The 26,718-nt window shown below is 46.4% G+C and carries 23 protein-coding genes; 13 read left to right on the top strand and 10 right to left on the bottom strand.

The window, feature by feature from the left end:
* The first annotated feature begins 35 nt into the window (after positions 1–35).
* Entirely contained in the window at positions 36–290 is a 255-nt protein-coding gene (locus LRP50_RS08700; protein WP_274164066.1) for a hypothetical protein, read from the top strand.
* A gap of 256 nt (positions 291–546) precedes the next feature.
* Here LRP50_RS08700 and glcF read toward each other — a convergent pair whose 3' ends face one another.
* From glcF to LRP50_RS08685, 3 genes are read right to left on the bottom strand one after another with little or no spacing between them, the layout of a single operon-like run.
* The gene (glcF, locus tag LRP50_RS08695) at positions 547–1,800 is read right to left on the bottom strand and encodes a glycolate oxidase subunit GlcF (RefSeq protein ID WP_274164065.1); all 1,254 of its coding nucleotides are present in this window, start codon (positions 1,798–1,800) and stop codon (positions 547–549) included.
* Positions 1,797–2,894 carry a glycolate oxidase subunit GlcE gene (gene glcE / locus LRP50_RS08690; RefSeq protein ID WP_274164064.1) on the bottom strand — a complete coding sequence of 366 codons (1,098 nt, stop codon included), beginning with the start codon at positions 2,892–2,894 and terminating at the stop codon, positions 1,797–1,799. Before glcE ends, glcF begins: the two co-directional genes overlap by 4 nt.
* Positions 2,887–4,329, bottom strand: a complete 1,443-nt coding sequence (locus LRP50_RS08685) for an FAD-linked oxidase C-terminal domain-containing protein (RefSeq protein WP_274164063.1) — start codon at positions 4,327–4,329, stop codon at positions 2,887–2,889. Before LRP50_RS08685 ends, glcE begins: the two co-directional genes overlap by 8 nt.
* A 373-nt stretch (positions 4,330–4,702) precedes the next feature.
* Between LRP50_RS08685 and LRP50_RS08680 the strand changes: the two genes are divergently transcribed.
* The 3 genes from LRP50_RS08680 (at position 4,703) to LRP50_RS08670 (ending at position 6,888) form a co-directional block, all read left to right on the top strand.
* Positions 4,703–5,164 carry a methyltransferase family protein gene (locus tag LRP50_RS08680; RefSeq protein WP_274164062.1) on the top strand — a complete coding sequence of 154 codons (462 nt, stop codon included), beginning with the start codon at positions 4,703–4,705 and terminating at the stop codon, positions 5,162–5,164.
* A gap of 200 nt (positions 5,165–5,364) precedes the next feature.
* The gene (locus tag LRP50_RS08675; protein ID WP_274164061.1) at positions 5,365–6,456 is read left to right on the top strand and encodes a helix-turn-helix domain-containing protein; all 1,092 of its coding nucleotides are present in this window, start codon (positions 5,365–5,367) and stop codon (positions 6,454–6,456) included.
* A 102-nt stretch (positions 6,457–6,558) separates the two neighbouring features.
* Positions 6,559–6,888, top strand: coding sequence for a hypothetical protein (locus LRP50_RS08670; protein ID WP_274164060.1), 330 nt, complete (start codon positions 6,559–6,561; stop codon positions 6,886–6,888).
* Positions 6,889–6,996: 108 nt separating this feature from the next.
* Here LRP50_RS08670 and LRP50_RS08665 read toward each other — a convergent pair whose 3' ends face one another.
* Positions 6,997–8,007 (bottom strand): alpha/beta hydrolase family protein, encoded by a 1,011-nt coding sequence (locus tag LRP50_RS08665; protein WP_274164059.1) that lies wholly within the window; start codon positions 8,005–8,007, stop codon positions 6,997–6,999.
* A 210-nt stretch (positions 8,008–8,217) separates the two neighbouring features.
* On the opposite strand from LRP50_RS08665, the gene LRP50_RS08660 reads away from it, so the two are divergent.
* On the top strand, positions 8,218–9,378 hold the full coding sequence (locus LRP50_RS08660; RefSeq protein WP_274164058.1) for an AAA family ATPase: 1,161 nt from the start codon (positions 8,218–8,220) through the stop codon (positions 9,376–9,378).
* A 411-nt stretch (positions 9,379–9,789) separates the two neighbouring features.
* Here the strand turns inward: LRP50_RS08660 and LRP50_RS08655 are convergent, their stop codons facing one another.
* A complete protein-coding gene (locus tag LRP50_RS08655) occupies positions 9,790–12,879 on the bottom strand; it encodes an efflux RND transporter permease subunit (protein WP_274164191.1) in 3,090 nt (1,029 codons plus the stop codon).
* A gap of 2 nt (positions 12,880–12,881) precedes the next feature.
* A complete protein-coding gene (locus tag LRP50_RS08650) occupies positions 12,882–13,976 on the bottom strand; it encodes an efflux RND transporter periplasmic adaptor subunit (RefSeq protein ID WP_274164057.1) in 1,095 nt (364 codons plus the stop codon).
* Between the two features lie 133 nt (positions 13,977–14,109).
* Here LRP50_RS08650 and LRP50_RS08645 point away from each other — a divergent pair, with 133 nt between their 5' ends.
* Entirely contained in the window at positions 14,110–14,733 is a 624-nt protein-coding gene (locus LRP50_RS08645) for a TetR/AcrR family transcriptional regulator (RefSeq protein ID WP_274164056.1), read from the top strand.
* A gap of 13 nt (positions 14,734–14,746) precedes the next feature.
* Here LRP50_RS08645 and dgt read toward each other — a convergent pair whose 3' ends face one another.
* Positions 14,747–16,207 (bottom strand): dGTPase, encoded by a 1,461-nt coding sequence (dgt, locus tag LRP50_RS08640; RefSeq protein WP_274164055.1) that lies wholly within the window; start codon positions 16,205–16,207, stop codon positions 14,747–14,749.
* Between the two features lie 464 nt (positions 16,208–16,671).
* On the opposite strand from dgt, the gene gloA2 reads away from it, so the two are divergent.
* Together gloA2 and LRP50_RS08630 are read left to right on the top strand one after the other, a co-directional pair.
* Entirely contained in the window at positions 16,672–17,067 is a 396-nt protein-coding gene (gene gloA2, locus LRP50_RS08635; RefSeq protein ID WP_274164190.1) for an SMU1112c/YaeR family gloxylase I-like metalloprotein, read from the top strand.
* A 93-nt stretch (positions 17,068–17,160) separates the two neighbouring features.
* Positions 17,161–17,487: a hypothetical protein gene (locus LRP50_RS08630; RefSeq protein WP_274164054.1), complete on the top strand. Its 327-nt coding sequence runs from the start codon at positions 17,161–17,163 to the stop codon at positions 17,485–17,487.
* 9 nt (positions 17,488–17,496) lie between these two features.
* Here LRP50_RS08630 and LRP50_RS08625 read toward each other — a convergent pair whose 3' ends face one another.
* Entirely contained in the window at positions 17,497–18,051 is a 555-nt protein-coding gene (locus LRP50_RS08625; protein ID WP_274164189.1) for a leucine-rich repeat domain-containing protein, read from the bottom strand.
* Positions 18,052–18,217: 166 nt separating this feature from the next.
* A complete protein-coding gene (gene dctP, locus LRP50_RS08620; protein ID WP_420791211.1) occupies positions 18,218–19,255 on the bottom strand; it encodes a TRAP transporter substrate-binding protein DctP in 1,038 nt (345 codons plus the stop codon).
* A gap of 320 nt (positions 19,256–19,575) precedes the next feature.
* On the opposite strand from dctP, the gene LRP50_RS08615 reads away from it, so the two are divergent.
* From LRP50_RS08615 to phnP, 4 genes are all read left to right on the top strand, one after another.
* A complete protein-coding gene (locus LRP50_RS08615; protein ID WP_274164053.1) occupies positions 19,576–22,119 on the top strand; it encodes an Ig-like domain-containing protein in 2,544 nt (847 codons plus the stop codon).
* A 293-nt stretch (positions 22,120–22,412) separates the two neighbouring features.
* The gene (locus LRP50_RS08610; protein WP_337992908.1) at positions 22,413–22,898 is read left to right on the top strand and encodes a hypothetical protein; all 486 of its coding nucleotides are present in this window, start codon (positions 22,413–22,415) and stop codon (positions 22,896–22,898) included.
* A 203-nt stretch (positions 22,899–23,101) separates the two neighbouring features.
* The gene (locus tag LRP50_RS08605; protein WP_274164052.1) at positions 23,102–23,413 is read left to right on the top strand and encodes a hypothetical protein; all 312 of its coding nucleotides are present in this window, start codon (positions 23,102–23,104) and stop codon (positions 23,411–23,413) included.
* A gap of 682 nt (positions 23,414–24,095) precedes the next feature.
* A complete protein-coding gene (gene phnP / locus LRP50_RS08600; protein ID WP_274164051.1) occupies positions 24,096–24,854 on the top strand; it encodes a phosphonate metabolism protein PhnP in 759 nt (252 codons plus the stop codon).
* A 105-nt stretch (positions 24,855–24,959) separates the two neighbouring features.
* On the opposite strand, the gene LRP50_RS08595 is transcribed toward phnP, so the two are convergent.
* Positions 24,960–25,922 carry a hypothetical protein gene (locus LRP50_RS08595; protein WP_274164186.1) on the bottom strand — a complete coding sequence of 321 codons (963 nt, stop codon included), beginning with the start codon at positions 25,920–25,922 and terminating at the stop codon, positions 24,960–24,962.
* Positions 25,923–26,085: 163 nt separating this feature from the next.
* Here LRP50_RS08595 and LRP50_RS08590 point away from each other — a divergent pair, with 163 nt between their 5' ends.
* Entirely contained in the window at positions 26,086–26,718 is a 633-nt protein-coding gene (locus tag LRP50_RS08590) for a flavin reductase family protein (protein WP_274164050.1), read from the top strand.

The following is a 26,718-nucleotide window of genomic DNA, read 5'->3' as shown; positions in this document are numbered from 1 at the left end:
CCTTGCTGCAAACTTATTTTTTATAGGTCTTCATCATGACTAACTCAATAAAGATACCGTTGAAAGCAAGCTTGCTGGCTATTCGTAGCCACATCACTTTGTTTCTTAGCTATTATTTTATCGCCGTCATAGTGATGACGCTAAAAGGCGAACTGTTTAATGTCGCCTTGAGAGTTTGGTCTGACGAGCCGCTGACGTTTTGGGAAAACGGCTTGTGGCAAGTGACGCTGGTCATTTCATTTGTCATCGCGTTGTACGTGTATATTGAAGATGTTACGAGGGTCTGTTGATCTTTGGTGGTTAAATTTTGTTCTGGCTAAAAGCGTTTTAGGCGAGGCGAGGTGTGTGCTGCCTAGTCATTCTAAGCAAACACATCTCAACAAAGCATAAAGCGCTTTGAGCGGAACCCTTCGGGCAGCGTTTGTGGCGACTTTCTCCTGCGTTATCGACTTCTCATGTAGGCCAGCTACACATCGAAGCCTCTGCCTTGTATAAAGCCGCCACAAACTGCAGCAAAAATCATCACCAAAGATCAACAGACCCTAGCTAAACTGACGACTCATCATCGGGCGCTAGCCGCTCTGCCAATAGTTCGATCCAGTGTTTTACGGGTACTGCGCTTTCTGAGGCGAGGTGCAGTTGGCAACCAATGTTCGCCGTGACAATGACATCAGGGTTGTCACCTTGCAGGGCATCAAGTTTTCGCTTCAATAGCTTTTGACTGAGTTCTGGTTGTAACAAGGAATACGCGCCCGCAGATCCACAACATAAGTGATTTTCATGGGTCTCAGTTTGAACAACCTCTAATTGGCTTAGTGTTTTATACAAATTGTCTTTGCGATCGATGCCGTGTTGCAGTGAGCAAGGGCAATGCACTGCGGCGCGTTCGTTACTCTGTTTAAGCGGTAATTGACTCAAATCCTCTTCTGCCAATACATCACTGAGATCTTTCGCGAGCGCTGCAATGTGTGCCGCTTTCTCCATGTAGTCTTGTTCGTTTCTCAATAACGCTGGGTATTCTTTGATGGAAATTCCGCAGCCTGAGGCGGAAATGACGATGGCTTCTGCCCCTTTTTCTATATGTGGCCACCATGCATCGATATTTTGCTTGGCTTGTTTAGTGGCGCGTTGGTGCTCTGATAGGTGTGCATTCATTGCGCCGCAGCACGTTTCATTTTTGATGGTGATCAGCTGAATCCCGAGATGGCGCATCACATCACGAGCTGCTTGCAAGGTGTTGGGGGTAAGGGCTTGCTGAACACAGCCTTTAAACCCGATCATGATTCGTGCTTCTGGTGGATTGGGTAGTAGTTCGTCACGTTTGGAATGCTTAAACTGCTGTTTAGGTGATTTTTTGCGAAGCGACTGAGGTAATAAAAACTGGAAAGGACGTACCAATATTACGCCAAATCGAACCAAGCCTGAGTGCGGAAATATACGAGTAAGCGCGTAGCGTAATAGCTTTTCTTTCGGAGATCGGGACACTCTTGATTCGATGTGATTACGTCCGATATCGAGTAATTCAGCGTATTTGACACCAGAAGGGCAGGTGGTTTCGCAGTTTCTGCAAGTCAAGCAGCGGTCAAGATGTCGCTGGGTTTTCTCTGTAACTTCATTCCCTTCGAGCATCTGCTTGATCAAATATATACGACCGCGCGGGCCATCCCTTTCATCGCTCAGTTCTTGATACGTGGGACAAGTGGCGTTGCAAAACCCGCAGTGCACGCAGCGTCGTAAAATATCTTGTGCTCTTTGGCCATCTTTTGATTTCAGAAACGCGCTGTCGATGTTCGTTTTCATTGTGACTCGCTCCCTAGCCATGAGTACAGTCGACCTGAATTAAACAGGTTCTGTGGGTCAAATGCTGCCTTTAGCGACTTATGCAATCGTTGGTGTGCCGGGGAGAGCGTTTGAAAGCACTCGCCATTATGGTTGTCCTTTTGGCGGTTTCCAAAGGACTTGGAACGATAGCGAGCGACGTGCCCTCCGTTGTTCTTTGCTAGCTCGCTGATGGATTCGTGGTTTTCATCGGTGACCACCCAACGAATGTTTCCTGCCCAGTCTACTAAGGTATTCTCGAACCGCGTAAAGTGGGGGGCTGCTGCATCAATAGACAAGCGATAAAGGTGTCCATTATGGCTGAAAAATGGATGGCGGAAATTTCGGATTGATCGCCAAAATAGTGATTGATGAGGAAGCGATTCTCCGCCCAATTTACGCGAATAATATCCGACGTTTGGTGCTGTTCCGGCGAGTCGGATGTATAAGTGACCGTCGACCCACGCTGCGCCAGATAATGGGTAGCCACTGGACACTCGTTGACGCATAAAAGTAATGGCCTGCGGCGTATCCATTTTGAGCACCAACGTTTCGACAGATTCAGGCTTTGGCATAACACGAAGGCTTATGTCTGTGAGTATGCCAAACGCGCCCATTGCCCCCGCTTGTAGGCGCGATAAATCATAGCCTGCCACGTTTTTCATGACTTGACCGCCGAATCTCAGAGGTTCGCCAAAGCCGTTGATCAAGGTCACGCCTAGAATGGCGTCTCGCAGTGAGCCATAAAATGGGCGAGACGCCCCACTAATATTGCATGCAATGGAGCCACCCAAGGTGGCTTTGCCTTCAAACGCAGGAGGCTCTCCCACGAGCATTTGATTGTGTTCTGCCAATACCGATTGGAGCTCTGTTATGCGAGTTCCTGCCCGAGCGGTGATCACTAACTCACTCGGGTGATAGGCAGTAACACCACTGTGACCTGTAAGGGAAACAGGTCTTCCTGTGGCTTCACGGCCAATGAACGTTTTAGTGTTACCACCAATGAGATTAAGCGGCGTGTTATCGGCTCTAGCGTCTTGCACTTGTTCGCAAAGCGACGTTGAAATATCAGCCATTGGGCGACCCTCTTTGCGACAAAGGTTGTTTCATGACGGTGTGTTCTTGGCAGTGTTTTGGGGTGGGGATGCCTTTCCCGGGATTAAGCAGGTTGTCTGGGTCGAAGGCAGCTTTGACTCGAAGAAACTGGGCTAGCTCTGCGTCATTAAATTGATGATGCATCTGCTCGATCTTTTCTAATCCAACTCCATGTTCACCGGTAATACATCCCCCAGCTTCTACGCAGATTCGAAGAATATCCGCACCAAACGCCTCGGTTTGTTCAAGTTCACCAGGTACGTTTGCATCAAATAAAATGAGTGGATGCAAGTTGCCATCACCGGCGTGAAATACGTTCGCGACACGCAACCCATAGTGTTGGGAAAGACGGTGGATCTCAGCTAATACCGACGCCAATTGCCGACGTGGAATGGTGCCATCCATGCAGTAATAGTCCGGCGACAATCTCCCGACGGCGGGAAATGCGGATTTACGTCCCTTCCACATCAAAGCGCGTTCTTCTTCGCTGTCAGAAATCCGGAGTGACGATGCGCCTGCCGCTTCCAGTAGTGCTTGGGCAAGTTGCAATTGGTGGTTCACATCGTCTGCTGTGCCATCGAGTTCGCAAAGCAACAGTGCCTCGGCGTCCTTTGGGTAACCCGCATGTGCGAAATCTTCGGCTGCTTGAATGGCGTATCGATCCATCATTTCAAGGCCAGCAGGAATAATGCCGTTTGAGATGAGTGCATTGACGGCGTTTGCTGCATTTTCTACCTTGTCGAAGCCTGCGAGTATCACCCTTGCTAATTCAGGAATGGGAAGAAGCCGAACGGTGATTTCTGTGACTATGCCTAGCATGCCTTCAGAGCCGGTCATTAAGGCAAGGAAGTCAAAACCCGCAATGTCGGGACTTTTGCCGCCGACGTCAATGCGTTCTCCCTGTGCGGTAATGAATACTAACGAGACGATGTTGTGAACCGTGAGACCATATTTGAGGCAGTGCACGCCGCCCGCGTTTTCTGCCACGTTGCCGCCAATAGAGCACGCAATCTGCGAAGAAGGGTCCGGTGCGTAATAGAACCCATAACGTGATGCTGACTCTGAAATGGCTAGGTTGCGCACTCCGGGTTGAACTTGAGCAAGGCCGCTTTCACTGTTTATCTCAAGGATACGATTAAGCCGCGCCAAAGAAAGAACGATGCCTCCTTCAATGGGCAATGCGCCCGCCGACAGCCCTGTGCCTGCGCCACGAGCCACAACAGTCACTTTATGCTGGTGGCATAACGCCATGATGGCCATTACTTCTTTCGTGCTGGCGGGTAACACCACACAGGTTGGCAGAGAACAATAGACCGATAACCCATCGCACTCATAAGGATGAAGGGTTTCTTTATCAACAATAATGAATTCACTGCCAACAATGGCCTCAAGCGCTTCAAATATGATGGCGTCCATGCCTGCCTCCTTGTCAGTTTGTGGGCGGATGTTAAAACGTTAGTCCATCGTTTTCAGCTGAACCGCACAATCCTTACGCCATACTGAAAAAGTGTGCAGCGTGTGGGATATTTACCGCAACTGAAAAGCGAGAGATCCCTCATGATGCAGGATTCATAATGGCGCATCACCTGTTAGTGATGGCAATTCAGAATTGCGAGGGAGGGATGACAAAGCGTCACTGAGCGAGACTGTTGCGAAACAAGCCTTTAGGGTTTTATACACGAGCAAACTGAACACGGTATCTTCAGGTTGTATGAGGATGTGATAAGATATTATTTTAGCAGAGGTTTTTCCGCTAAGTTATGGTTTTTCGGTCATTCAAGGAGGAATGATGGATAGTTTAAAGCTGAAAGTACCGCCCGTTGTGCAAGTTGTTTTGATACTACTGCTGATGAAAGGAATCGCCAGTGTCTCGCCAGTCAATGTTTTATTGGTGCCTTATTCTAACGTGTTAACGGTTGCCTTTTTACTGGTAGGCGTGATGTTCGGTGTTTCTGGGGTAATGGCATTTCGCCTTCACCAAACCACAGTGAATCCAACGTTAAAAACGGCTTCGACTTCTCTTGTTCAGTCTGGTGTTTACCGAGTGACGCGAAACCCTATGTATGTCGGTATGTTGTGCTTACTGATCGCCGCAACCTGTTACTTTGCGAACCTTTACACTTTGCTCGGCAGTGTGTTGTTCGTGTTCTATATGAATATGTTCCAAATTGAACCTGAAGAAATGTATCTGACCGAGCAGTTCCCCGACGAATACCCAGATTACACAAAAAAAGTGCGACGTTGGCTGTGATAGGCCATGCGATAACATTCAACACTAAATGGCTAAAGGGAAGCCTGATTATAACGTCAGTAAACCTCGCTGAATTCTATATCTTCAGGTTGTTTGGGTATAAGTCATGATCTGGAAAAATTCGACCTCAGGTTTGTTTAAGCTCATGGTCGTTTTCTATACACTCTTTGCATTAACTTAAGAATCTGAAGTTGTCGTCAATGCTGACTATTCCTGTTCCTTTTGTTGTATCACTGTTGCTTGCTATTGCTGCGGTACTTCTGTTTTTGACGTTGGGGAAGTCAGGCTTAAAGTCGGTGTTGTTCACCGTACTTTGTGCTGTATGTACTTTCATCGTGGGCATGCGCTGGACTTTTGATCTTCAATTGTTGCGCTTTGTTCAACCTATTTTGGCATCAATGCTGCCAATAGCAGCTTGGTATTGTTTTGCTAAAGCGCACCATAGCCAACGTCCTGCCTATTGGCATGGGGTATGGCCTATCGTGATCGCCGTCTCCTCATTTAATTTCGCGGTGTGGCCCTTCGCCACTGACACCATTCTTATTACGCTCTATCTCGGCTACGGCGGTGCGTTGATTGTTTCATCGTTTACCGTGCCCGAAGAAGTGCGACTGTCTAATATACAAAGGGTGATCGTCGCGGAACGGGTTGCGGGTGTGATGTTGTTGTTTTCAGCTTTGATTGATAGCGCATTGTCGTATGATTTTGCGTTCTATCATGGCGAACATGCTCCCTTGATTATTTCGTTGTCGTATTTGGTTCTGATCCCCATGGTCGTTTGTGCTGTCGCGATTGTGGGTTTTAGTACGGCGAACGGCGAGAAAGCGAACCAAGGAGAGAGTTTGTCGTCTTCACCATCAAGACAATCCACTTCCCAAGACGATTCAATGACCGCTGAAACCACTGATTCGCTTCGATTGCCAGAGAATCATGTCCAAATGTCAGACGACGAATCGGAAGCCATCATGGGTAAATTGGATGGATTAATGGAAGCTAAACACGCATATCGTGATCCTGATATTACCTTGAGTCGATTGTCTCGCCGGCTCGGCATACCGGCTAAACAACTTTCTAGTGCCGTGAATAAAGTTAAAGGAGAAAATATCTCCAAGGTGATCAATGCTTATCGTATTGAACACGCCAAAACCTTATTGGTGACAACACAAGACAACATTACGGATATTTACTTGGCGTCTGGGTTTCAAACTAAATCTAACTTCAACCGCGAATTTCTTCGTATAACGGGTCAAACCCCGAGTGTGTACCGCCAATCTGCCCAACTAACGTCTTGAATATACCCAATCAACTTGAATCCGGCATCTTTTGGTTGCTTGGGTACATGTTTATGACTGTCGTGCGACACCAATGAATGAATCAAGGAGCCAGCACTTTTGATGAAACCGATTTTCATGAGACAGATAGTAAAATGGAGTCTTATTCACGCTGCATTTATCGGCATTAACTTGATCGTACTTTTGGTGTTTACGTTAAGCGTTGGCTTTTCAGGAAATGTACCGGAATTTGTGAGTTTCATTGCTAAACTTTGGGCCGGTTTCGTTGAGCTACTTATGTTTCCTATGAGCAGCGTAATATCGCATCTCAACGAAAGTGACATGTTGAATTCAGAAGGTTTTTTTATCTCTTTGTACGCTTTAAACAGTGTTATTTGGGGCACGATGATTGCCGTGACATTAAAAGTCACGACAAGATCTAATCCGGAATAACCGCCAGTATGGCAGTTACTTGTCTATTGCTTAGTGCCTGTGCGCAGCGCGTTATTGCAGGCAGTACCGAGAGTGATAGAGCGCTGCTGATGTTGCCGTGGGCAGCCGCTACTGAACCAGAAACGTTTTAACATCGTCGAATATTTGGTTGTGCAATACTCGTCTATCACTGCCAATTCCATCTTTACAAATCACGCCATCTCCAGGGAATTCTTCCTCAAGCACTGCAATAGCATTCGCTTTGCATAACTGCATGTAACTAAAATGCGTGGCGCTCTCAAACACCTTGTACCGACGGTTCTCAAGAGGAATATGCTCGGCGAGGTAGCCAGATTCCATGGCTTGTGGCAAATCTCCAATATCAATGCCTGCTGCGAGTATCAACGAGGGTTGTTGGATCTTGTTTAAGCTGGAGGTGGAGAAACTACGTGCCAGGCCGAGGTCTAGAATTATCACGCGTTTAACTCTTGGATCTGAAAAGTCGCTTGATTCAGGTTCCCCATCTTGTACTGAATGTAGCCCAAGCTCTTTTGCCAGCCCACATGTGCGAGGATTTGGGTGAATTTTGCATTGCGTCATGAAGGCGCTTCTATCAAATTGCGCGCCGATTAACTGAGCAACACTCCAACCGCCCAGTGAATGACCTATCGCTGTCACGTCATCAAATACAATGACCGGTTGCCAAGCCGCATCATTCTCCAAATAATTCAGAACTCGGACGAGGTCATTCGGGCGTTGCCACCATTGTGAAGTTTGTGTGGAAGTGTGATCAAACGTTGTGGTTCCCGGGTGATCGGGTGCCGCGACAATGTAGCCTTGTTGGGCCAGTTTGTGAGCCAGCCAATTGAGGTTGCGCCAACTGCCGCGGTATCCATGTGATAACAAAACGAGTGGGTGTTTGGCTTGGGTTACGCTAGCTTCTTTCACCACATGCGTTCCTTCAAAGGCAATATTGTCTGCCACGAGCGCGGTGGGTGTTGTGTCTCGTGTCGGGTACCAAAGTGTTACATTTAACGGTCGAGAGACTTCATCGTTAAGTTCGAACTGTGAAAAACCGACGCCCTTTGCCATTGCATTAAGCGAAAAAAGAAATAGGAGTATTAGGATGAAGTGATTCATTTTAAGCATTCCTTGTTTGGATTTCGATAATGCCTAGTTTCGTCAAAGAGCCCTATTTATGCGCCTCACAACCGGATCGAGGACGTCCTAGAACCGATTCGAGTACCTGGATACTGCCCATGGATACGTCAGTTTTTACCTTTTTAACCTATTCCAATTTTCCCATTTACTGATACTGTATATAAAAACAGTTATTGTTGGGTGCTCACCATGCTGACTTCTTTATCCATTGCAAACTATCGATCCATTATGTCGCTCACTATTCCACTTGGGCCGTTAAATTTGATCACGGGTTCTAATGGCAGTGGTAAGTCGAACTTATACAAAGCGCTGCGTTTGCTGGCGAAAACCGCCTCGGGTGGTGTGGTCAATTCATTGGCGGAAGAAGGAGGATTGCATTCTACGTTTTGGGCTGGGCCAGAAGAGATTTCTGAGGGAATGAGGCGAGGAGATGTTGAGGTAGAGGGAACGCGACGAAAGAACGTTGTGCGTTTGAAGTTAGGATTTGCCAGTGAGACGTTTGGATATGCCATTTCATTAGGGTTGCCGACGCCTCAACAATCTGCATTTATGTTTGATCCGGAAATTAAACACGAATGCATTTTCAACGGTGATTATTTCCGACCAGCAAGTTCTTTAGTTGAACGTAAGGGCAGTGTCGTGAAAATCCGTCAAGGGCGACAATGGGAGGTTATCTCTCAATATATCCCAAATTACGACAGTATGTTTGATTCCCATTCAGACCCTGCGTCTGCACCCGAAGTGTTTCACGTCCGTGAGATGATAAGAAGTTGGCGATTTTACGATCATTTCCGCACAGACAGCGAGGCACCAGCAAGAAAGCCACAGTTAGGTACGCGAACGCCTGTGTTGCATCATGATGGTCGAGACCTTGCTGCAGCACTCCAAACCATTATTGAAATCGGTGATAAAGACGCACTTGATCATGCAATTGAAGATGCATTTCCGGGTTGCAAGCTACGCGTTGTGACCAAAGATGATGGTCGCTTCTCTCTCGAATTTTACCAAAGGGGGTTGTTGCGTCCGTTAACCGGTGCAGAACTTTCTGATGGAACGTTACGATTTGTATTATGGGTTGCGGCATTACTGACTCCGAGACCACCATCGCTGATGGTGCTTAACGAGCCAGAAACCAGTTTGCACCCCGATCTGCTGCCTGCGTTGGCTCGCTTAATCGGTCATGCTTCAAAACACTCCCAAGTTTGGGTGATTTCACATGCTAATCGTTTGATCAATGCGCTAAACGAACACCCAGATTGCCATTCCATTCAATTGGAGAAAGTACTGGGTCAAACAGAAGTTCAAGGGCAAGGTATGCTGGATGGCCCCAACTGGTATTGGCCCGATTAGTCTTAATCAGAGCTAATTCCCACATGCTAAATGTGATGAAATACGAAATTTTTTGCATAGCTAACTCCTTTTTTCATAAAGGAAAAAGAGGTGGATCTATAATGATGCCCAAAAACGTATGCAATTCCGTATGTGAGATTAAAAATTTGTGTCTATAATTAACTGGCTTCGGCAACGTTAGGTTGAGTTAGATGTGAACTGATTTACACATCGATGTGTAACTTTTCACTGAGAAACGATTACAAGGAAAGCCACCATGCGGGTTCCGTATATTTTAAAACTTTTATTTCCAATTTTGCTGTTAATGGGCTTGATGGCCAGTCCTGTTATTTCAGCGCTATAGCTGCTGTGGATTCAATAGTTAAAAAAATAGCCACCTTTTAGGTGGCTATTTTTTTGCTTTGTATAAACCTATTGCTGATTTTCAAGCGTGTTTTTCTTGTCTAGTGGATAGATAGAGACCGCAATTTTAAAGGCTGCAGGCACGAAATAGAAAGAAAGTAAGGTTGTGAGCAGGGTGCCACCTGCGATAGCAATGGCAAAGGGAGGCCAAAACCCTCCGCCTGCCAAGATTAACGGTAAGAAACCGCCAATGGTAGTGATCGTGGTTGAGGTGATATGACGTCCACAGCTACTTACGGCGAAAACAATCGCTTCTTTATCACCCTGCTTGGCCACTGGGCTTGCTTTAAGTTCAGCCAAAATGACAATGGCGGCGTTGATGGCGAGCCCGACTAATCCCAGTAACCCAATGATCACCGTGAACCCAAATGGGTAGCCAAAAAACCAGACAGAAAGTAAGCCCAAGCCTGCGGCTTGTGCCCCCACTAGAAAAATGATGCCACTAAGCCTGAATGAGTTAAACGAGACGACGACGACCGCAACCAATAAGGTAATAACGATGGTTAGGTTCGCCATGAGCTGATTGACAGATTCATTCCGTTCTGCGGATTCGCCTCCAAATTCAATACGATAGCTGGGAGGTAACTGAATGTTGGCCTGTTCAAGCTTCAGATTGAAGGCATTGAGTGCGGTTTGAGGTAACACCCCAGCCATCAAATATCCTTCAATGACATTGACGCGTTCACCGTCCCGACGTGGAATAGCGCCACGGCTCGGTTCAACACTTAGTTCGGCAATGGCAGTCAAGGGTAAGTCCATTTGGCCGCTTGTTTGTGCCAGCGGAAGTCGAATCTGACTTAGTTCAGATAAACTGGTTCTCGACGCATCATCTACTCTGACTCGCACAGGAATGGATTCTGTTTCTTCAATGACACTGCCTTGCACAATGCCAGACATAGAGGCGTTAAGTAGGGTTGCGATATCGTTCAGTGACATTCCCGTCAGTTGGCTTGCTTCTTCGTTAACATTGATAGAAACCTTAGGGACTCCCGGTTGCATGGTTTCGCGGGTGTTGATGACATCAGGGGTTTGTGCCATCAGCAAACGGATTTCTTCGCTGATTTCACGCAGTTTATCGAGGTTTGGGCCGTATACACGTACCTCTAGCGGCGCATTAAACGGCGGTCCTTGTTCTAGCTTTCTGACCAAAATTTGGGCATGGGGAAGTGAGTTAGATAGCTCCGTTTGTAGGATGGGGATCATTGCGTTAGCGGATGCGAAATCTTTGGCTTTCACCATGGCCTGAGCAAAATTCGGTGCACCACGCTGTCTACCCATCATATTGTAATAGAAGGACGGGAAATTGGTGCCCACCACCCAACCGACACTTTTAACATCTTCGTTCTTCGCCATGATTCGGTCAATTTCTTGTGTCGTTTCAAGTGTCGCTGTCATGCTGGCTTGAGGTGCAAGATAGACTTGGATCTCGAACATATCGCGGTCTGAAGGTGGAAAAAATTGCTCTGTGAGTTGTCCCGCAGCCCAAAAACCCGACGCAGGCACAATCAATACCAATGGAATGGCAATCAATGGAAAGCGCACTGCGCCACGAACTGATGATCGAAACATCGCACTGACTTTAGGCAATGAGATACCAGCATGATACCAACGCGTACTGGATTCGCCGGATGGAAGCCAACGCGCAGCAAATGCCGACACAATCAATTGCGACACCATGTACGAGCCGACAAGAGAGAAACTGACCGTAATAGCAATAGCACCGACAAATTCGCCAGCAGGCCCTGGCATTAAGAAGATGGGTGCGAATGCCAAAATTGTTGTCAGGGTTGAACCTAGAAGAGGTAACCAAAGGTGTTTGATCGCGCGCATTGCTGATTCGAACCTATTCACCCCTTTTTGTCTGTAGTGCTGAATCGTGTCGACCATAACAATGGCGTTATCGACCATGATCCCGAGCGATACAATCAGACCTGTTACTGACATTTGGTTAATGGGGAGCCCAGTAAAACTCATCATGGCGAGCGTAAATGCTGACGCTATTGGTAGGGACAATGCGACAAGCAGGGCGGAGCGGAACCCCAGTGTAATAAATAGGACAATGAGCACCAACCCAAAGCCCATCAACAAGCTTTGAACGAGATCTGAAAGGCGCGTTTCGGTGTAGCGTGCTTGCTTGAAAATGGGTTCTAGAGAAATATTGTTTGGCAGCTCGGCTCGAAAGCCATTTAGCATGGCATCTGCGGCTTCAGTCCAGCGGTCTACTCGAATATCGCTTTGCATGCGGGCTGAGACAAGAATCGCAGGAGAACCATCAATTATCGCAATTTGAGAGGGGGGAGTAGCGGCAGCTCTTTCGACGCTTGCTATGTCTTCCAATCGAACGAGAAAGCCATTGTCATCGATAGCGATAGGTACACGCTTAACGCGGTCAACAGAATCAAGCGCTCCCGCCACTTCGAGTTGGAAGCGATTGTCTTTGCTGTGGAGTTCACCCGCAGCATTCTTTGCATCGGCGCCAGAGATGGCATTCGAGAGGGTGAGCGCTGATTGTCCCAATGCGCTAGATGCGGCGACATCAAGCGTTACCAGAATTTCTTCATCAGGCAGACCATGAGCATCAACAAAGTCTGTATCGGAGAGGTTTCTCCATCGCTTAGCTAGCTCACTGGCGTAACGCCCGAGTATCAGCGGATCTGGGTTACTATCGCCTTGCCATTGCAGGGATACGATATAGGTAAAGGCGTTAGAATGATCGTTGTCAAACTGCGGCTCTAGTGCGCTTTGTGGTAGTAGCGGTGTAGCATCACCCAACTTGTCTCGGATTTTTGACCAGATTGGCTCTGCATTAATGATGTCGTCATTGAGCTCAACCGTGATCACTGAAATCCCGGGTTTAGATTGAGACTCAATCAGATTGATTTCGTCGAGTCCGCGAAGTGAATTCTCAATTTCTTCTGTAACCAGAGCTTCTACACGCTCTGCGCTAGCGCCTGGGTAGGGAGTCGTGATGGTTGCCCATCGATTAATCAGTGCCGGATCTTCGGCGCGGGGCAAGGTTGATAGCGCTGAGAGTCCTGAAACCAGCAATAGAACCGTCATCAGAACGATTAATCGGGTATTTTTAAGCAGCTTCTCCATCATCATTTCTCCGCTGCGACGTTAACCTGCTGGCCGGAAACGATGCGATGTACGCCTTCTATAACCACCAATTCCCCGTTGCCAATCGCTCCAGAAACAAACGCATTGCTGTCGTCAGCATGAAGAACCTGCACCGAACGACGTGAAATGTGATGCTCTCCGTCGTCTGAGGGCAGGGCTGCATAAACGTTCCACATCCCGCGTAGGCCGTCAGTGATGCCTGTGATGGGCATCCAAAAGCCCGGTTGAGGCGTGTGATGGTTGTATTGCAGGTACGCCAGTTCGCCATTCAGTACAGATGTTTGTTCAGGAAGTAGAAACCGCAATGTGACAGTGCGAGATCGCATATCAATGTCTGCGCCAGGATTCAATAATGTGGCAGGGTATTGCTCATCGCGAACGCGAATAACGGGATGAGACATTTGGTTGACGTCAGCTAACACGGTGACAGGAACGCCGATTTGCGCTTCTTTCTGTGAATCGGCTAAAAGCGTCAGGGTTGGAGCGCCAACATTAACGACATCGCCATGCGACACGAATCTTTGGCTGATCTTCCCGTTGTACGGAGCGTAGATGGTGGATTTTTCTTTTCGTAACTCGGTGGATGCCAACGACGCTTCAAGTTGTCGAACATTGGCTTTTAAGGCGTCGCGCTGGCTTGTCAGGGAATCAATCTCTGCATCTGCACTAAACCCTTTTTTCTTTAATTGGCGTTGGCGCTGGAGGTTGTTTTGAATGAGGGCGAGTTGGGCATCGAGTTGTTCTAATTGTGCTGATAATTGCTGAGTTTCGGTATCTAACAATTGGGTGTCTAAGGCGATTAATGGTTCGCCTTTTTTAACTGAGTCACCAACATCGACCATTAGAGCGTTTACTTTTCCGCCAAGCTCAAAACCTAGTTTTGCGTTTTGTCCCGCTTGTACTGTGCCGACAAATTCACGATTCACGCTATATCCGGGAGACATTTCGACAGCAAGCGTTGTGACAACAGGAATATTCTCTGAGTGTGTTTCGGTCTCTGCGTTGCTTTCACTTCCACATGCTGATAGAAGCGAGAGCGTAGTGACAAAAACAAGCGAGCGGGCAAACCTATGCATGGCGAAATACTCAATGTCCGTTTAATATTAGACTAGACTGTCCAGTCCACTTTGATTAAAAATAGAACAATCAAACTGGACTGTCTAGTTTGATTGGGTAATAATTTTAGGACGTTTCATTCAAGGAACACCAATGACTACGCATCTGAGTCAGCGTAAAGAGCAGAAGAGAAAACAGATCCTTAGTGCTGCGATAGAGCTTTTTTCAAAGCAAGGCTATGGCATTTCTATGGATGCGATCGCCGAACATGCTCAAGTGAGCAAGCAAACGGTATATGCGCACTTTTCTAATAAAGACCAACTCTTTGAAACCTGCATCATCGAAAAGTGCATGAAATCAGGTTTGAATTGGGACTTGATGAGTGATGAGCGTTCAGCCAGTGAGGTGTTGAATGAATACGCTTGGCTTTTTCAAAGTATGTTGCTCGGCGATGAGGCGCGTAATACGTTTCAGAACACGATTCGCCAGTCTGATACTCATCCTGAAATTGCCAAGATATTTCTAGAGCAAGGGCCGAAGCGAAATGTCATGTTGCTCAGTGACTATTTCAATAAATTGGTTGCGAATGGGCTTCTTCCTTATTGTGATGATACAGAAGGCGCTGCCATGCAACTTTTACTTATGTTGCATGGGCGCCCAGTATATTGGGGATTCTTTGGCTTCGATGCGGGCGAAGACGAGGCGACTCGTCGTGCTTATCTCCGCAAAAGTGTCGAGGTATTTCTTCGCGGTTATGGCTATGTCTTTCCGGCGTGATAGCACCCGTGGACTAACCGCTCACCATGAGTGATTTGTATTCATCAAAAGCAAATTGATCGGTCATGCCACTTATATAATCTTGCAGTAATCGGCAACGAAGGTAGAACTCCCATAAGGCAGGGTTTGCTATGGTGGCTTGCTCTTTCCTAGCTAGCGTATAAGCAGCAACATGTTTGCGTGAGAGCTTGTTGAATAGTCTCCGTTCAACGGGATAGTAGCGCCCTTCACCTTCAACGATTTTCAGAAAATCTTCTCTTGGTAGTTCAAGTAAAGGTCGGTACTGATCGAGCAAACCACCAATAATCTTGTAACCCTGCAATTCTAGTGTTTCCACCTCTTGATCATTGAAGACGTGATTAATAGCAACTTGCTTAAACGTTTTAGCGATAGCGTGAAACTGGCTATCGTCTTCGATCAATGCACGGTTGAATTCACCGGTAAAGACATTTTCGATATGGTCGGTAAATTGTTTTGCGGCGTGGTTAACCAGTGGATGTACCATCACGACACGTAACTTGATGAAAAATTTGTGGGTTCTACTGATTTCGTCAACTTGAGCTTCGTCATAAACACGATTCAAAAGATCATTGAATGTTTGGTTGCCTTTGATCGGGCGATTGTCTGGCTCGATACTCTCATAAGTTCGTTTAAGGTGGTCTGTAAGCGCTTCAAGCGACAGAATCCGCTTTTCAACAGCATCTTCAAGATCCGCTAAGCAATAAGAGATGTCATCGGCGGCTTCCATGATATAGCTCAGGGGGTGACGACAGTATTTCGCCATATCAAGCGCTGCCATCATGTCTTCCACATAGCTGGCTTCTGTTGCGTAGTAACCGACTTTCTTGGTGAGATAGCTTTTATTCTCAGGCACTTCTTGTTTTGATTCAGTGGCGGGGCGAGTGTACTTCAATACCGCCGCGGCTTGGCTGTAAGTCAGGTTGAAACGATGAAGTGAGTGAACCAATCGAATTGCCTGAGCGTTACCGTCAAAGTGGCAAAGCTCATGAACAATGGGATTAAGTGATGGTGCTGGAAGTGATTCAACCAACTCCTCCATGGGTTTGAGTTGAGTCAGGTGTTGTTCAAACCAGCGGTTTATAGCATCTTCACCGCAGTGACCAAAGGGCGGGTTACCCATATCGTGCATTAGACAGGCCATCTCCACCAAGGATTCGATAGCGCGATCAAGCCCGTAGAGCCCATATTGTCGTTTCTGTTCATCGGTCAATTTGTCGTAAATGGTATGGACGATAAAACGACCGACTTGCTGCACTTCGAGTGAATGCGTGAGGCGACTGCGAACGGCGGAGTTTCGTTCTAACGGAAAGACTTGGGTTTTTTGCTGTAAGCGACGTATTGGGGCTGAATTGATAATGCGTCCCCGATCACTTTCTAAAGCTCTTTGTAGATCGCTTCCAAATGGGTGAGGGCGGGCGAGACTAACTTTTTTGCTGAAATCGATCGCGGACATTTGGCTTCCTGACACTAAGAAACGTTATTTCATCACCTTAGCTGCGGAAGAACCGAATGTATATAGTGCCATTCGCGTTCACTGTCATGAAGGCGAATCACGTCAATCCAGCCTGAAACAAACGACGAGGTTGGCTAGTTGAATGCGTGTGTCAGCACAGCGACTCCGGCGATGAAACCTATGGTGAAAATCGTAAAGCCAAACATGTACTGGTGTTTTCGATTGGGTACTGACATTCTGAAACTCCCTGTGGCAGCCGTTCTGGCTTGCAATCTGGTGCATCGGATCTTGTTTATGACATACCTAAATGATTAGCAAACTCGATGCCAATAGTTAAAATAACTTAACTATTTGAATTACAAGTACAATATAAAAGAGTCTGATTGATTCTGATTGAATGCAGTATCGTTGGTGGTAAATTTTGCCACCTGTTGGCAAATTTTGTGGGTATGAAAGTCATGAGTATGATTTCTGGTGTACATCATGTTGCGTTGATTGTGAGCGACATTGAGCGAGCAAAGCATTTCTATCTTAATGTGTTGGGTTTACGTTTGCTGGATGAGCATTACCGCGCCGAAAGAGACTCATGGAAAGTGGATATCGGTTTGCCAGATGGCAGACAGTTGGAACTGTTTTCCTTCCCCAATAGTCCCCAAAGGCCATCTTATCCCGAAGCGCAAGGGCTAAGGCATCTAGCGTTTCAATGTGTGGACGTTGAGCGGGTGGTGAAGCAGTTGAAACGGCAAGGCGTGGATTGTGAACCCATTCGTATTGACCCGTATACGTCTAGACGATTTACGTTTTTTAGCGATCCTGATGGGTTGCCATTGGAGTTGTATGAGGCGGCTCCTGACGAGTAAAACTGAGTGATTTTCTGTCTCACCTTTGTATCGAACGAGCGACGCTTAGCTTGTTAATATGTCATCAATTGATATGCTGCAATTGGTTCACTGATGAAAGAAGTACGCCGTTGGCGGCGGTTTATATGCAATCCACGAGTAAAAGGGCAATTGCTTTGGGCTCATAAGTTTTTGCCGTGCGTGAATATTGCCATCACAGATATTTCTGAGAAGGGCATTGGTTTTGTTTCTGAATGGAAGCTAGATGAAGGCCAGTGTGAGCTAAGAGTCAATTCTATGCCCAATTTCTTCGTTGTGATTAAACACAAAGGCGAGAAGAGGATAAAAGGGCGCAAGATGTATCGCTACGGGATTGCACTGCGAAGAAAACTCCACTCTGTTCAAATGGCACAGTTCCGCGATGCGAAAAAAGTGGCGTAGCGTGAGAGACTACCGATAAACCTTGCCACCAATACGTACCGACTCAGGAATTGTTTTCACGTTAGTTCCTCTCAGATAAAGGTCGCCTCCTACACGCAGATCTGGCGGAAGGCTAGCAATACGCGTGTTCGATAAATACAGATTCCCTTGTACATTAAGCCGCCTTGGTAGTGCTGTGATCGGCGTATCAACCAAACTTAAGTCTCCCTTTACCTTCAATCCAGCAGGCAGAGCCGCAACTTTTGAACCAGTGAAATTCATGTAGCCACCAACATCCACTTTCGGTACGCGAGTGAGTGACGAGTGTGAAGCGTTTAGATAGCCTGAAACGGTGAGTTCTGCAGGCAATTGAGTAATGTTACTGCCTTGAATATCGAGGAAGCCTTTTACATCGAGTGGCTCTGGGAGTTGCGTCATATTAGAATTTTTGAGGCGTAGGTTGCCGTAACCATCGATGTAGCCATGCAGTTTTATAGCATCGACAAATTCAAGGTTCTTTTTGTTTGCAAAAGCTTCATTTGATGTGAACGTAATAACGAACGCAAAAACGAAATAGCTGACCACTTTCAATTCAGTAACACCTTAAAACCCAACGCGAACTCTTTGTATTGTATACCTGAATCACCATCACTTCAGATTAACGTGCCTATTTTGATAGAAAGTGATGATAGTAAATATAAGCGCACACAAGGTTGTTTAAGTATTGCTGCTTACATACGGGCGACCCCCTTTATTTTTCAGTGGCTAACGCCTTGTCTAATGCTTCAAGTAAACGCTGACCGGGTTGTCCACTGTTCTGAATAAATTGCTGTCGAATAGGCGTAGATATCGTTTTAAACAAGGCTTGTTCCTTTTTCGTCAGCCTTATTAACGCCATACTTGGCTTTGACTTCTTGATGGCCGCTAATTGGGTGTTGTTAAGCGCAATCTGCTGCTCAAAAATATAGGGTGTGAGCTCTTCAATAGTCTCGTTGAGAATAAGTTTGTGTGGTGCAGGTAAAGCTAAATACCACGCCTGATTTGCCAGCACGGAGGTCGTGAATTTCTGCTGTCCAGCCCATATCAGATACTCCGTTACTTCATAGAATTTCATCTCTTCAATCGAAAAAATCGGGTTGGTTTGACCATTTACGATATGGGCTTGCAGCGAGCCATACACCTGTGAATAAGGCATTGGGATAGCTGTCGCACCTAATAACTCAAAGGTTTTTATCACTAATGATGAGTTCATGACTCGCATCTTAAACTGGGCGAAGTCGCTTGGTTTTCGTATAAGTTTGTTGGTCGACCAAACCATGTCGCCTTCAAGGTAGAGTGTCATCAAGCGCAGATCTTGATCGATAAGGGCATTACCGAGTATTTCGTATATGGCAGGGTTGTTGGCGAGCACGGCTTGATTGTGGTCATCGTTGTTGGAAAACAGATAGGGGATGGTGAACACCTGTGCTTCGGGGATCTGTGCGCCTAGAATACCCACTGAAGCATGAGTCAATTGAAGCGTGCCATTGGCCGTCAGGTTTGTTAAATCTTCTGATTCACCCAACATGCCGTAGGAATATATTTCTACGACGATCTCTCCTTGAGATTTGTCTTCTATTTTGCGCTTGAATGCTTGTGCGTAGATATCCTGAACCGACCCCTCAATTTCTTCGAGACCGAAGCGCCATACTTCAGCTGCGTTTTCATTGGCCGACACTGAGCAAATGGACAGGGTTATCCAAACGACCGACAGGGATATTCCTTTGAGGAACTTGTTGCATTTCATCATGATTGCATTTCCTTTACTTACGGTTTTATCGGCCAGTAAACCTTCCTTGTTTAGGTATAAGTGATAACCCAAAACGCACGTTGTCATCAGTGCAGTCAATGAGACATTAAGAAAATTAAACCGTATTGATGTCTGAATTTTGAATGATATAACTGAATTGATTGCGCCGCAGCTTTGAAATGATGTAGCAAATGTGAACAAAAAACGCGCACAAGACTTGGAGGGAAGCATGAAATTTAACCATGATGGGTTTGGGATATTTCACGGAAAGAAAAAAGTGGAAATCCTCTGTATCTTATTATCGAATAAGGAAATTCATTATGCGCAAAACAATGGTTTACTCAGCTGTCGCTTTGAGTATCACGGCAGCAATGCCTGCGTGGGCGGTAGATTGTAACGTTCTACCTACGTGGGATACGAAAGACGTATACAACGGCGGCACACAAGTCACTCATCAAGGAAATGCCTTTAAAGCTAAGTGGTGGACATCTGGAAAGAATCCAGCTGAGAACTCAGGCCCATGGGAAGAATGGGAAGCTTTAGGTCAATGTTCCACCACGGGTAACGCTATCCCTGTAGTTTCAGTCACCTCCCCACTCAATAATGCCCAATTTACAGACGGTGACACCATCTCTCTCTCAGCAACCGCATCAGACACTGATGGCTCGGTGAGTGACGTGGAATTCTTCGCGAATGGTTCAAGTGTTGGTGTGGCAAATGTCGCACCATATACCTTGGAGTGGCTCGCCACAGAAGGGCAGTTCACGATCAAAGCGGTGGTAACAGACAACGAAGGCGCAAGCAGTGAGCAGAGCGTGCAGGTCAGCGTTGTTCCTGCTGATTTTGGTTTCCCGCCAACGGCACAATTGACTAACCCTATCAGCACGTCACAACTCAAAGTGGGTGACAACGTATTGCTGCAAGCGACCGCATCAGACGCTGATGGTCCGATCGCGAGTGTAGATTTTTATGTGGATAACCAATTGGTTGGTAAAGACGATACTGATCCCTACGAATTGAGCTGGTTAGCGACAGAAGGCAGTCACACCTTTAATGCCAAAGCGATTGATCAAGATGGTCTCTCTGCTTGGGCGGGTGAAGTCACTGTAAATGTTGCTGGTGAAGCTGTGGGCGGTGGTTGTGCTGGCGTTCCAACATACAAAGCTGGAACCTCTTATGCCGCTGGCGCGATTGTCCAAAACGGTAATTATAAATATCAATGTGATGTTGCAGGCTGGTGCTCTTCGAGCTCTGCTTGGGCATATGAACCGAAAAATGGTCAATATTGGACAGACGCTTGGACCGAGCTAGGTATCTGCGCCATTGTTCCCACCGTCACATTCACTGCGCCATCAGATAATGCCACGCTGCTTGCCGGTGAATCGCTGATGGTATCGGTCGATGCAACGGATGCTGATGGAAGTGTAGACGGTGTTGAGTTCTTTGCTGCGGGACAAAGCATTGGTGTTGATACAACAGCACCTTACAGCGTGAATTGGTTAGCGCAAGGTTTGGGAGAACTGAGCCTAAGTGCGGTGGCCACCGATAACGAAGGAAACACGGGAACCGCAGGTGTACTGGTTAACGTGAGTGATCAGCCATTAGTGGCGAGCTTGACGTCTCCTGCTGCGGGCAGTTCATTTGGTTTAGGTAAAGTCGTGTCACTCTCGGCAGAAGCGAGTGCGCTTAGTGGTAGCGTTACTAAAGTCGATTTCCTTGTTGATGGTTCGGTCGTCGCAACGGATTCCAGTGCGCCATACAGCGCAAACTGGACGCCTGGCGGTGTGGGCAGCTTCACCGTGTCAGCTTTGGCAACGGACAGCAGCGGCTTAACAGCTTCAACGCAGGGTGTGACAGTGAAGGTGTTCGAACAATCAGCGGTAAAACATAAGTTGATTGGCTACTGGCATAACTTCGTGAATGGTGCGGGTTGTCCGTTGAAGCTTAGCGAAATGTCGGAAGCATGGGATATTATAGATATCGCATTTGCGGAAAACGACCGCAATAGTAACGGTACTGTGCATTTCAATCTATACAACGGCGATATTCGTAGCAGTTGTGCACCGCTAGATCCGCAAGTGTTTAAGCAAGAAATGGCAGCGTTGCAGGCGAAAGGAAAAGTGTTTGTTCTGTCTTTGGGCGGAGCGGAAGGCACCATTACACTTAACACTGATGCCGACGAAGCGGCGTTTGTTTCTAGCCTAACCGACATCATTAAAGAGTGGGGATTTGATGGGCTGGATATTGACCTAGAAAGCGGCTCTAACCTGGTTCATGGCTCTGAAATTCAGGCAAGATTGCCACGTGCATTGAAACAAATCGAAGCTAACATGGGCGGAGATATGTACTTGACAATGGCACCTGAACACCCATATGTTCAGGGTGGTATGGTAGCGTATACTGGTATTTGGGGCGCTTACATTCCGTTGATTGATGCATTGCGAGATACGCTTGATCTGCTTCATGTTCAGCTTTATAACAATGGTGGTTTGCCTAACCCGTATCTAACAGGTGCAGCACCGGAAGGCTCTGTAGATATGATGGTTGCCCAGTCTAAGATGTTGGTCGAAGGATTTGAATTGGCAAATGGTACGCAGTTTATGCCGCTTCGAGATGATCAAGTTGCTATTGGTCTACCGTCAGGACCAAGCTCTGCCAATTCCGGCCAAGCGCCAACACGTAACATCGTTGATGCACTAGATTGTTTAACCAAACGCACAAGTTGTGGCACCGTTGTTCCTGCGTTTAACTATCCGAACTTTGGTGGCGTGATGACGTGGTCGATTAATTGGGATCAACATGACGGCTATAATTTTTCTGGCCCTGTTGGTGACAAGCTTAAGGCGATGAATGCAGGCCAGTAATGCTAGGATGACGTAAACAGCCTGAATCCTGCATCTTCAGGTTGTTTGGGCATATCACAAGCTTAAACGCTTAACGTGATAATAGAAATCGGTAGCCTTTGGTTGCCGATTTTTGTTTTTCAAGATTCAGTTTTGTCTCGTAACCATGACTTTAGAGGAGTCTGATCCTTCATATACTTTTGTTTGGGCCACCAAATAAGCTAGAAATGATGAATCACGATGTTGGCAACAAGACGCTAAGAGGGCTCTCTTACCTTTTTTCTCAACTCCCAAAATCCGAAAAGTGGTTGCATATGCTGACCATGACATGGGTGATCTATCAAATAGCCACGTCATTTGGTATGCATGTCCATGGCGACACAACACACACTCAGATCACTCTTGTCGATGAATTACACATGTATGGCGGACTCGGTTTGATGTTCGTAAGCCTGATATTTTTCATTGTTGTTATCAATCGACGCCATTTGTCGGACCTCTACCCTTGGGCATATGGGAGGTTTGCGGCGATTCAGCAAGATATTCGAGCTTTGGTTAAATGGCATCTGCCAGAGCCTCAACATGGTGGGTTGGCCGCAACCGTCGAAGGTCTCGGTTTGCTCGCGTTGTTCTTGGCTATTTTTACGGGATCGTGGTGGTTTGTATTGTTTGCTAAAGGTAGTACGTTGGCACCAGATTTTTTGTCGATTCATAAAGCAGCTGTTGGCGCAATTGAAGCGTATATCTACGGACATGGCCTTTTTGCTCTGTTGCATTTAGCCACCTGGTGGCGCCGTTAAGATCTACTCAGTATTTCCTTACCCTGCCTTTTTCTATTTTCCTTTCGATGTGGAGCGCGTTGTGCTTCAGCCAATCATTAGTCCTATCTAGCCAAGCAATCGAACTTAATCTAAAAACAATATGCAAATAAGTGTCTATAATTTTTTCAAGAGAATGTTAAATGAATATGATATTCACCCTGTAAATATTAGAGGCGCGCTCGATGAAAACATGGAAAGAACAGGAAGTTGCTGAGTTTGCTGTCGCAGTTATATCGAAAAGATCTATTGCTAGTGCTGGAACGGAGTATGAAAAATCAGGCAAAGGTAATGATTGGCAACACTGTGTCAGGCTAACTCTTGAAGGCTTTAGCGCTGCACGGGTTTTGAACCTTGACCATATTTGGCAGGACATGATTGAGAACAGAAAGACCGAATTTTCTGGCGAAGTATTGGCGAGTGAAATGATTGAAAGCAGTGGTGAGTCCGTTCAGTTGAAAACCCCATATGAAGTTGAAATTCGTGTGAGTTACTAACACCAATTCTTCGGTCTCCATTCTCGCACCTTAGCGGCATCTTTATAGATGATTGCGTGGTTGAGGTGCATGATTTTATTGATGAAGTACATGATGTTTGGGCTAGTAAGCTGTTCTCGCTATATTGCCACAGCGCTCAGACTTCGCAATCACTCCCTGTCGTCGACCCCGTTTCCTTCGTAGATCCTTCTAAGATAGATTGCCGTAAACTTGGCTCATTTTAACCGCACTTTCCTCTAAGAGACTTGCAGTGAATTCCTTTCTGTTCGTCAAGAGTTTTAAAAGCACGTTTAAAACAGAATGACATAGATCTCAGTTAACATGTACGAGAGTTCATTTGTCGCGTTGTTGTGGTTTTTGGCTCGTGACTAGAGCGTTGGACTGAACTCGGCGACTTGCGCTCAAAGGGCTGCCTCTACATATCAATCCCAACTATATTGAGCGGACACTGATATCCCCTAGTAACCTGAAAAAGGTCGATTTGATAGGCTCTCTGGGCTGATTTATTGATGTTATTCTCGATGTCATCCTGTTTTGAAAAGATCACGATAACGAACAAGGTATGCATTGCTCATAACTTCAACAAAGGATGCTAAATCCTATCACTTCGGTTACTTGGGTATATATGACCAAGCTTGATTTGGTGAACGGACGCTCTTTAATTTATTTTTTGGGAATATAGATGCTCAGATTAACGTTGTTGGGAACAGCAGCCGCAGGAGGCGTTCCGTTGTACGGATGCGAATGTATCGCATGCAATAGGGCGAGGGAGCAGGCTGCGTTTGAAAGAAAACCGTGTTCGGCCATGCTTGAATGGGGTCGAGGTGGTGTAAAGGAGCGCCTGTTGATTGATGCTGGAATGATGGATTTGCATTCCCGTTTTGCCGCCGGAACCTACCATGGTTTCCTGCTTACCCATTTTCATGTTGATCATGTCCAAGGCTTGTTTCACTTACGGTGGGGTAACACGTCGCCTATTCCCGTCTGGTGTCCGGATGATCCGCAAGGTTGTGCTGATCTGCTGAAGCATTCGGGATGTTTGGACTTTAAACCGCTATTAAAGCATGGCGAATCATTTCATATTAATCGACTAACGATCACGCCGCTCGCGATGAAGCATTCCCGCCCTACCATAGGGTTCGTATTTGAATATGGGGTTATGAGCGTAGCGTATTTGACCGACAGCAATGGTTTGCCAGCACAAACATTAGATTGGCTAATGGAGCGACCTCCTCTAGATGCCATAGTGATGGACTGCTCTTTTCCTCCAGACAGTGATAACGAAAATCACAGTAATTTGGAAACGGCACGTCAATTGAATGAAAAGCTGCATCCAAAAGAATTTATTATCACCCATCTTAACCATGATCTTGACCGGTGGCTGATGGAGAACGGCGTACCTGGCTGGGTTACCATTGGACGTGATGGTTTAGAGATTTAGCGAAAGCAGGTAAACGAACGGGGAAGGTTACCATCGAAGGTGACGAAAAAGCTTGAGTTACAGCGCCTCACCTGAGGCGCTATCGTTAGAGCTTAGTTTTCGTTTTTAACAGGCTACTGAACGGTAGAATAATCGCTCACAGCGTTTTCCATCGATTAACCGGACCATACGAGAAATCACGGCAACGAGCACTAGCGCAAATACCAATCTTCCCCAGAAAATGGTGTTGAAATCTGCACCAATAACAAGCATTAACAATGTGTCTTCGATGAGGCTATGCAATAGCCCAAGTAGTGTGATTGAAGTGAAAATATCACGTGGTGGAATGTGTCCTTTTTTTGCCTCATTGATCAATAGACCTCCGCCGTAAGAAAGGCCAAGCGTGATACCAATTAGTGTCAGATTTGTGGCTTCGCGACTAATACCAAGCAAACGTAAAAAGGGGCTAAGTGCCTTGGCAATTAAGCGTTCAATACCCAGTACTTTGAGCAGGTTGAGTACGAAAATCAGCGCAAAGATAATGACGAACACAATCGCAAGATTTTGCACTTGATTGATCGCCCAATTGGTTAATGATACGTCGCCAGAATTAGATGGTTGCCAGATCATCTGTGCAGGATCTTGTAGCGACCCTGTTGCTTGGTATATGAGTTTTAATATCCACGCAAAAAGCAGCGCACCGCCGACGCGACTCAAAATTGTCCACCAAATTGAGACGCCAGATTTTTTCGCCAGTCCCACTTCGATTGGCATTGAATGGGCGAGTAGAATCATGCTGCTCAGAATGGATGCTTGAGCCACCGTCATTGGTACATCGAAGTTAATGAGTACCACCAACGCTGAGTAAATATTGATGAACATTGCCGTGGCCCATACCAAACCCATTTCACTTGGTAATCCAACAAATTGCATGAGAGGTGCAATAACGTTTGAAAACCAAATAACACCACCAAATTCTTCAAAAACCTTAACCACGATGATGGTAGGGATCATGATTTTATAAAGTGTTGTGGCAACGTTGACGCTGTCTTTACATGTCCGAGTGAGAAATCCCGTTACGCCGTTCATACTGTCCTTGTCATTGCTTGAGAGGTGAGAGCAGATTGCTTTGGTATAGAGCCAATGCTTCATCCTAACTCACTTTATTTGTTGTGTATTTCCCATGATTGCGTTGATCGAAAAAAGGCAGAATGCTGTATTGAATTTCTCACACATACAAAAAGAAATAATCATGAAATTGAATACAGCAGACATCATCGCAATGGACGATCGCTACCGTGCCAAATTCATCAATAGCCTTTCTGGTTTCAAAAGCGCAAACCTAATCGGCACAACCGACGGCAAAGGTAATCACAATCTCGCCATTGTTAGTTCAGTTTTTCACATCGGCGCAAATCCACCGTTGGTGGGAATGATCAGTCGCCCGCATACGGTGACGCGTGACACCTTGGAAAATCTTCAAGCAACAGGTGTGTACACCATTAATCAAGTTTCTGCAGATATGTGGAAGCAGGCGCATCAGACGTCTGCGCGATATCCCGCAGAGGTGTCTGAGTTCGTTGAAGCAGGGCTGACACCAGAATGCGTAAATGGAGTGGCAGCACCCTATGTTGCAGAGAGTCGCGTAAAGTTTGCATTGGAAGTGCGTGAGGTGCAGAACTTGGCAATCAACGACACGGAGTTGATCATTGGGGAGGTCGTTCAGGTGCTGGTGGATGAAAAGGCCATCACCGCCGATGGTTATATTGATATTGAAGCACTTAAGACGGTTGCGATTTCAGGTCTGGACAGCTATCACGATACGCACCGTTTAGCTCGGTTAAGTTATGCAAAACCGAACACAAACGTTGAAGAAATTGAGTGA

Origin of the sequence: Enterovibrio gelatinilyticus, from assembly GCF_028683095.1 — a bacterium.
GTDB classification, from domain to species: domain Bacteria; phylum Pseudomonadota; class Gammaproteobacteria; order Enterobacterales; family Vibrionaceae; genus Enterovibrio; species Enterovibrio gelatinilyticus.
This window is presented reverse-complemented; position numbering and strand designations above follow the sequence as displayed.

Bases quoted from the DNA above. Each gene is read 5' to 3' on its own strand.
- LRP50_RS08700 (WP_274164066.1), top strand. From the start codon at position 36: ATGACTAACTCAATAAAGATACCGTTGAAAGCAAGCTTGCTGGCTATT.
- glcF (WP_274164065.1), bottom strand. From the start codon at position 1,800: ATGAAAACGAACATCGACAGCGCGTTTCTGAAATCAAAAGATGGCCAA.
- LRP50_RS08655 (WP_274164191.1), bottom strand. From the start codon at position 12,879: ATGGAGAAGCTGCTTAAAAATACCCGATTAATCGTTCTGATGACGGTT.
- LRP50_RS08645 (WP_274164056.1), top strand. From the start codon at position 14,110: ATGACTACGCATCTGAGTCAGCGTAAAGAGCAGAAGAGAAAACAGATC.
- LRP50_RS08665 (WP_274164059.1), bottom strand. From the start codon at position 8,007: ATGAATCACTTCATCCTAATACTCCTATTTCTTTTTTCGCTTAATGCA.
- glcE (WP_274164064.1), bottom strand. From the start codon at position 2,894: ATGGCTGATATTTCAACGTCGCTTTGCGAACAAGTGCAAGACGCTAGA.
- LRP50_RS08605 (WP_274164052.1), top strand. From the start codon at position 23,102: ATGAAAACATGGAAAGAACAGGAAGTTGCTGAGTTTGCTGTCGCAGTT.
- LRP50_RS08675 (WP_274164061.1), top strand. From the start codon at position 5,365: ATGCTGACTATTCCTGTTCCTTTTGTTGTATCACTGTTGCTTGCTATT.
- LRP50_RS08630 (WP_274164054.1), top strand. From the start codon at position 17,161: ATGAAAGAAGTACGCCGTTGGCGGCGGTTTATATGCAATCCACGAGTA.
- LRP50_RS08660 (WP_274164058.1), top strand. From the start codon at position 8,218: ATGCTGACTTCTTTATCCATTGCAAACTATCGATCCATTATGTCGCTC.
- LRP50_RS08595 (WP_274164186.1), bottom strand. From the start codon at position 25,922: ATGAACGGCGTAACGGGATTTCTCACTCGGACATGTAAAGACAGCGTC.
- gloA2 (WP_274164190.1), top strand. From the start codon at position 16,672: ATGATTTCTGGTGTACATCATGTTGCGTTGATTGTGAGCGACATTGAG.
- LRP50_RS08590 (WP_274164050.1), top strand. From the start codon at position 26,086: ATGAAATTGAATACAGCAGACATCATCGCAATGGACGATCGCTACCGT.
- LRP50_RS08650 (WP_274164057.1), bottom strand. From the start codon at position 13,976: ATGCATAGGTTTGCCCGCTCGCTTGTTTTTGTCACTACGCTCTCGCTT.
- LRP50_RS08610 (WP_337992908.1), top strand. From the start codon at position 22,413: ATGCTGACCATGACATGGGTGATCTATCAAATAGCCACGTCATTTGGT.
- LRP50_RS08685 (WP_274164063.1), bottom strand. From the start codon at position 4,329: ATGGACGCCATCATATTTGAAGCGCTTGAGGCCATTGTTGGCAGTGAA.
- LRP50_RS08670 (WP_274164060.1), top strand. From the start codon at position 6,559: ATGAAACCGATTTTCATGAGACAGATAGTAAAATGGAGTCTTATTCAC.
- LRP50_RS08680 (WP_274164062.1), top strand. From the start codon at position 4,703: ATGGATAGTTTAAAGCTGAAAGTACCGCCCGTTGTGCAAGTTGTTTTG.
- LRP50_RS08615 (WP_274164053.1), top strand. From the start codon at position 19,576: ATGCGCAAAACAATGGTTTACTCAGCTGTCGCTTTGAGTATCACGGCA.
- dctP (WP_420791211.1), bottom strand. From the start codon at position 19,255: ATGATGAAATGCAACAAGTTCCTCAAAGGAATATCCCTGTCGGTCGTT.
- phnP (WP_274164051.1), top strand. From the start codon at position 24,096: ATGCTCAGATTAACGTTGTTGGGAACAGCAGCCGCAGGAGGCGTTCCG.
- dgt (WP_274164055.1), bottom strand. From the start codon at position 16,207: ATGTCCGCGATCGATTTCAGCAAAAAAGTTAGTCTCGCCCGCCCTCAC.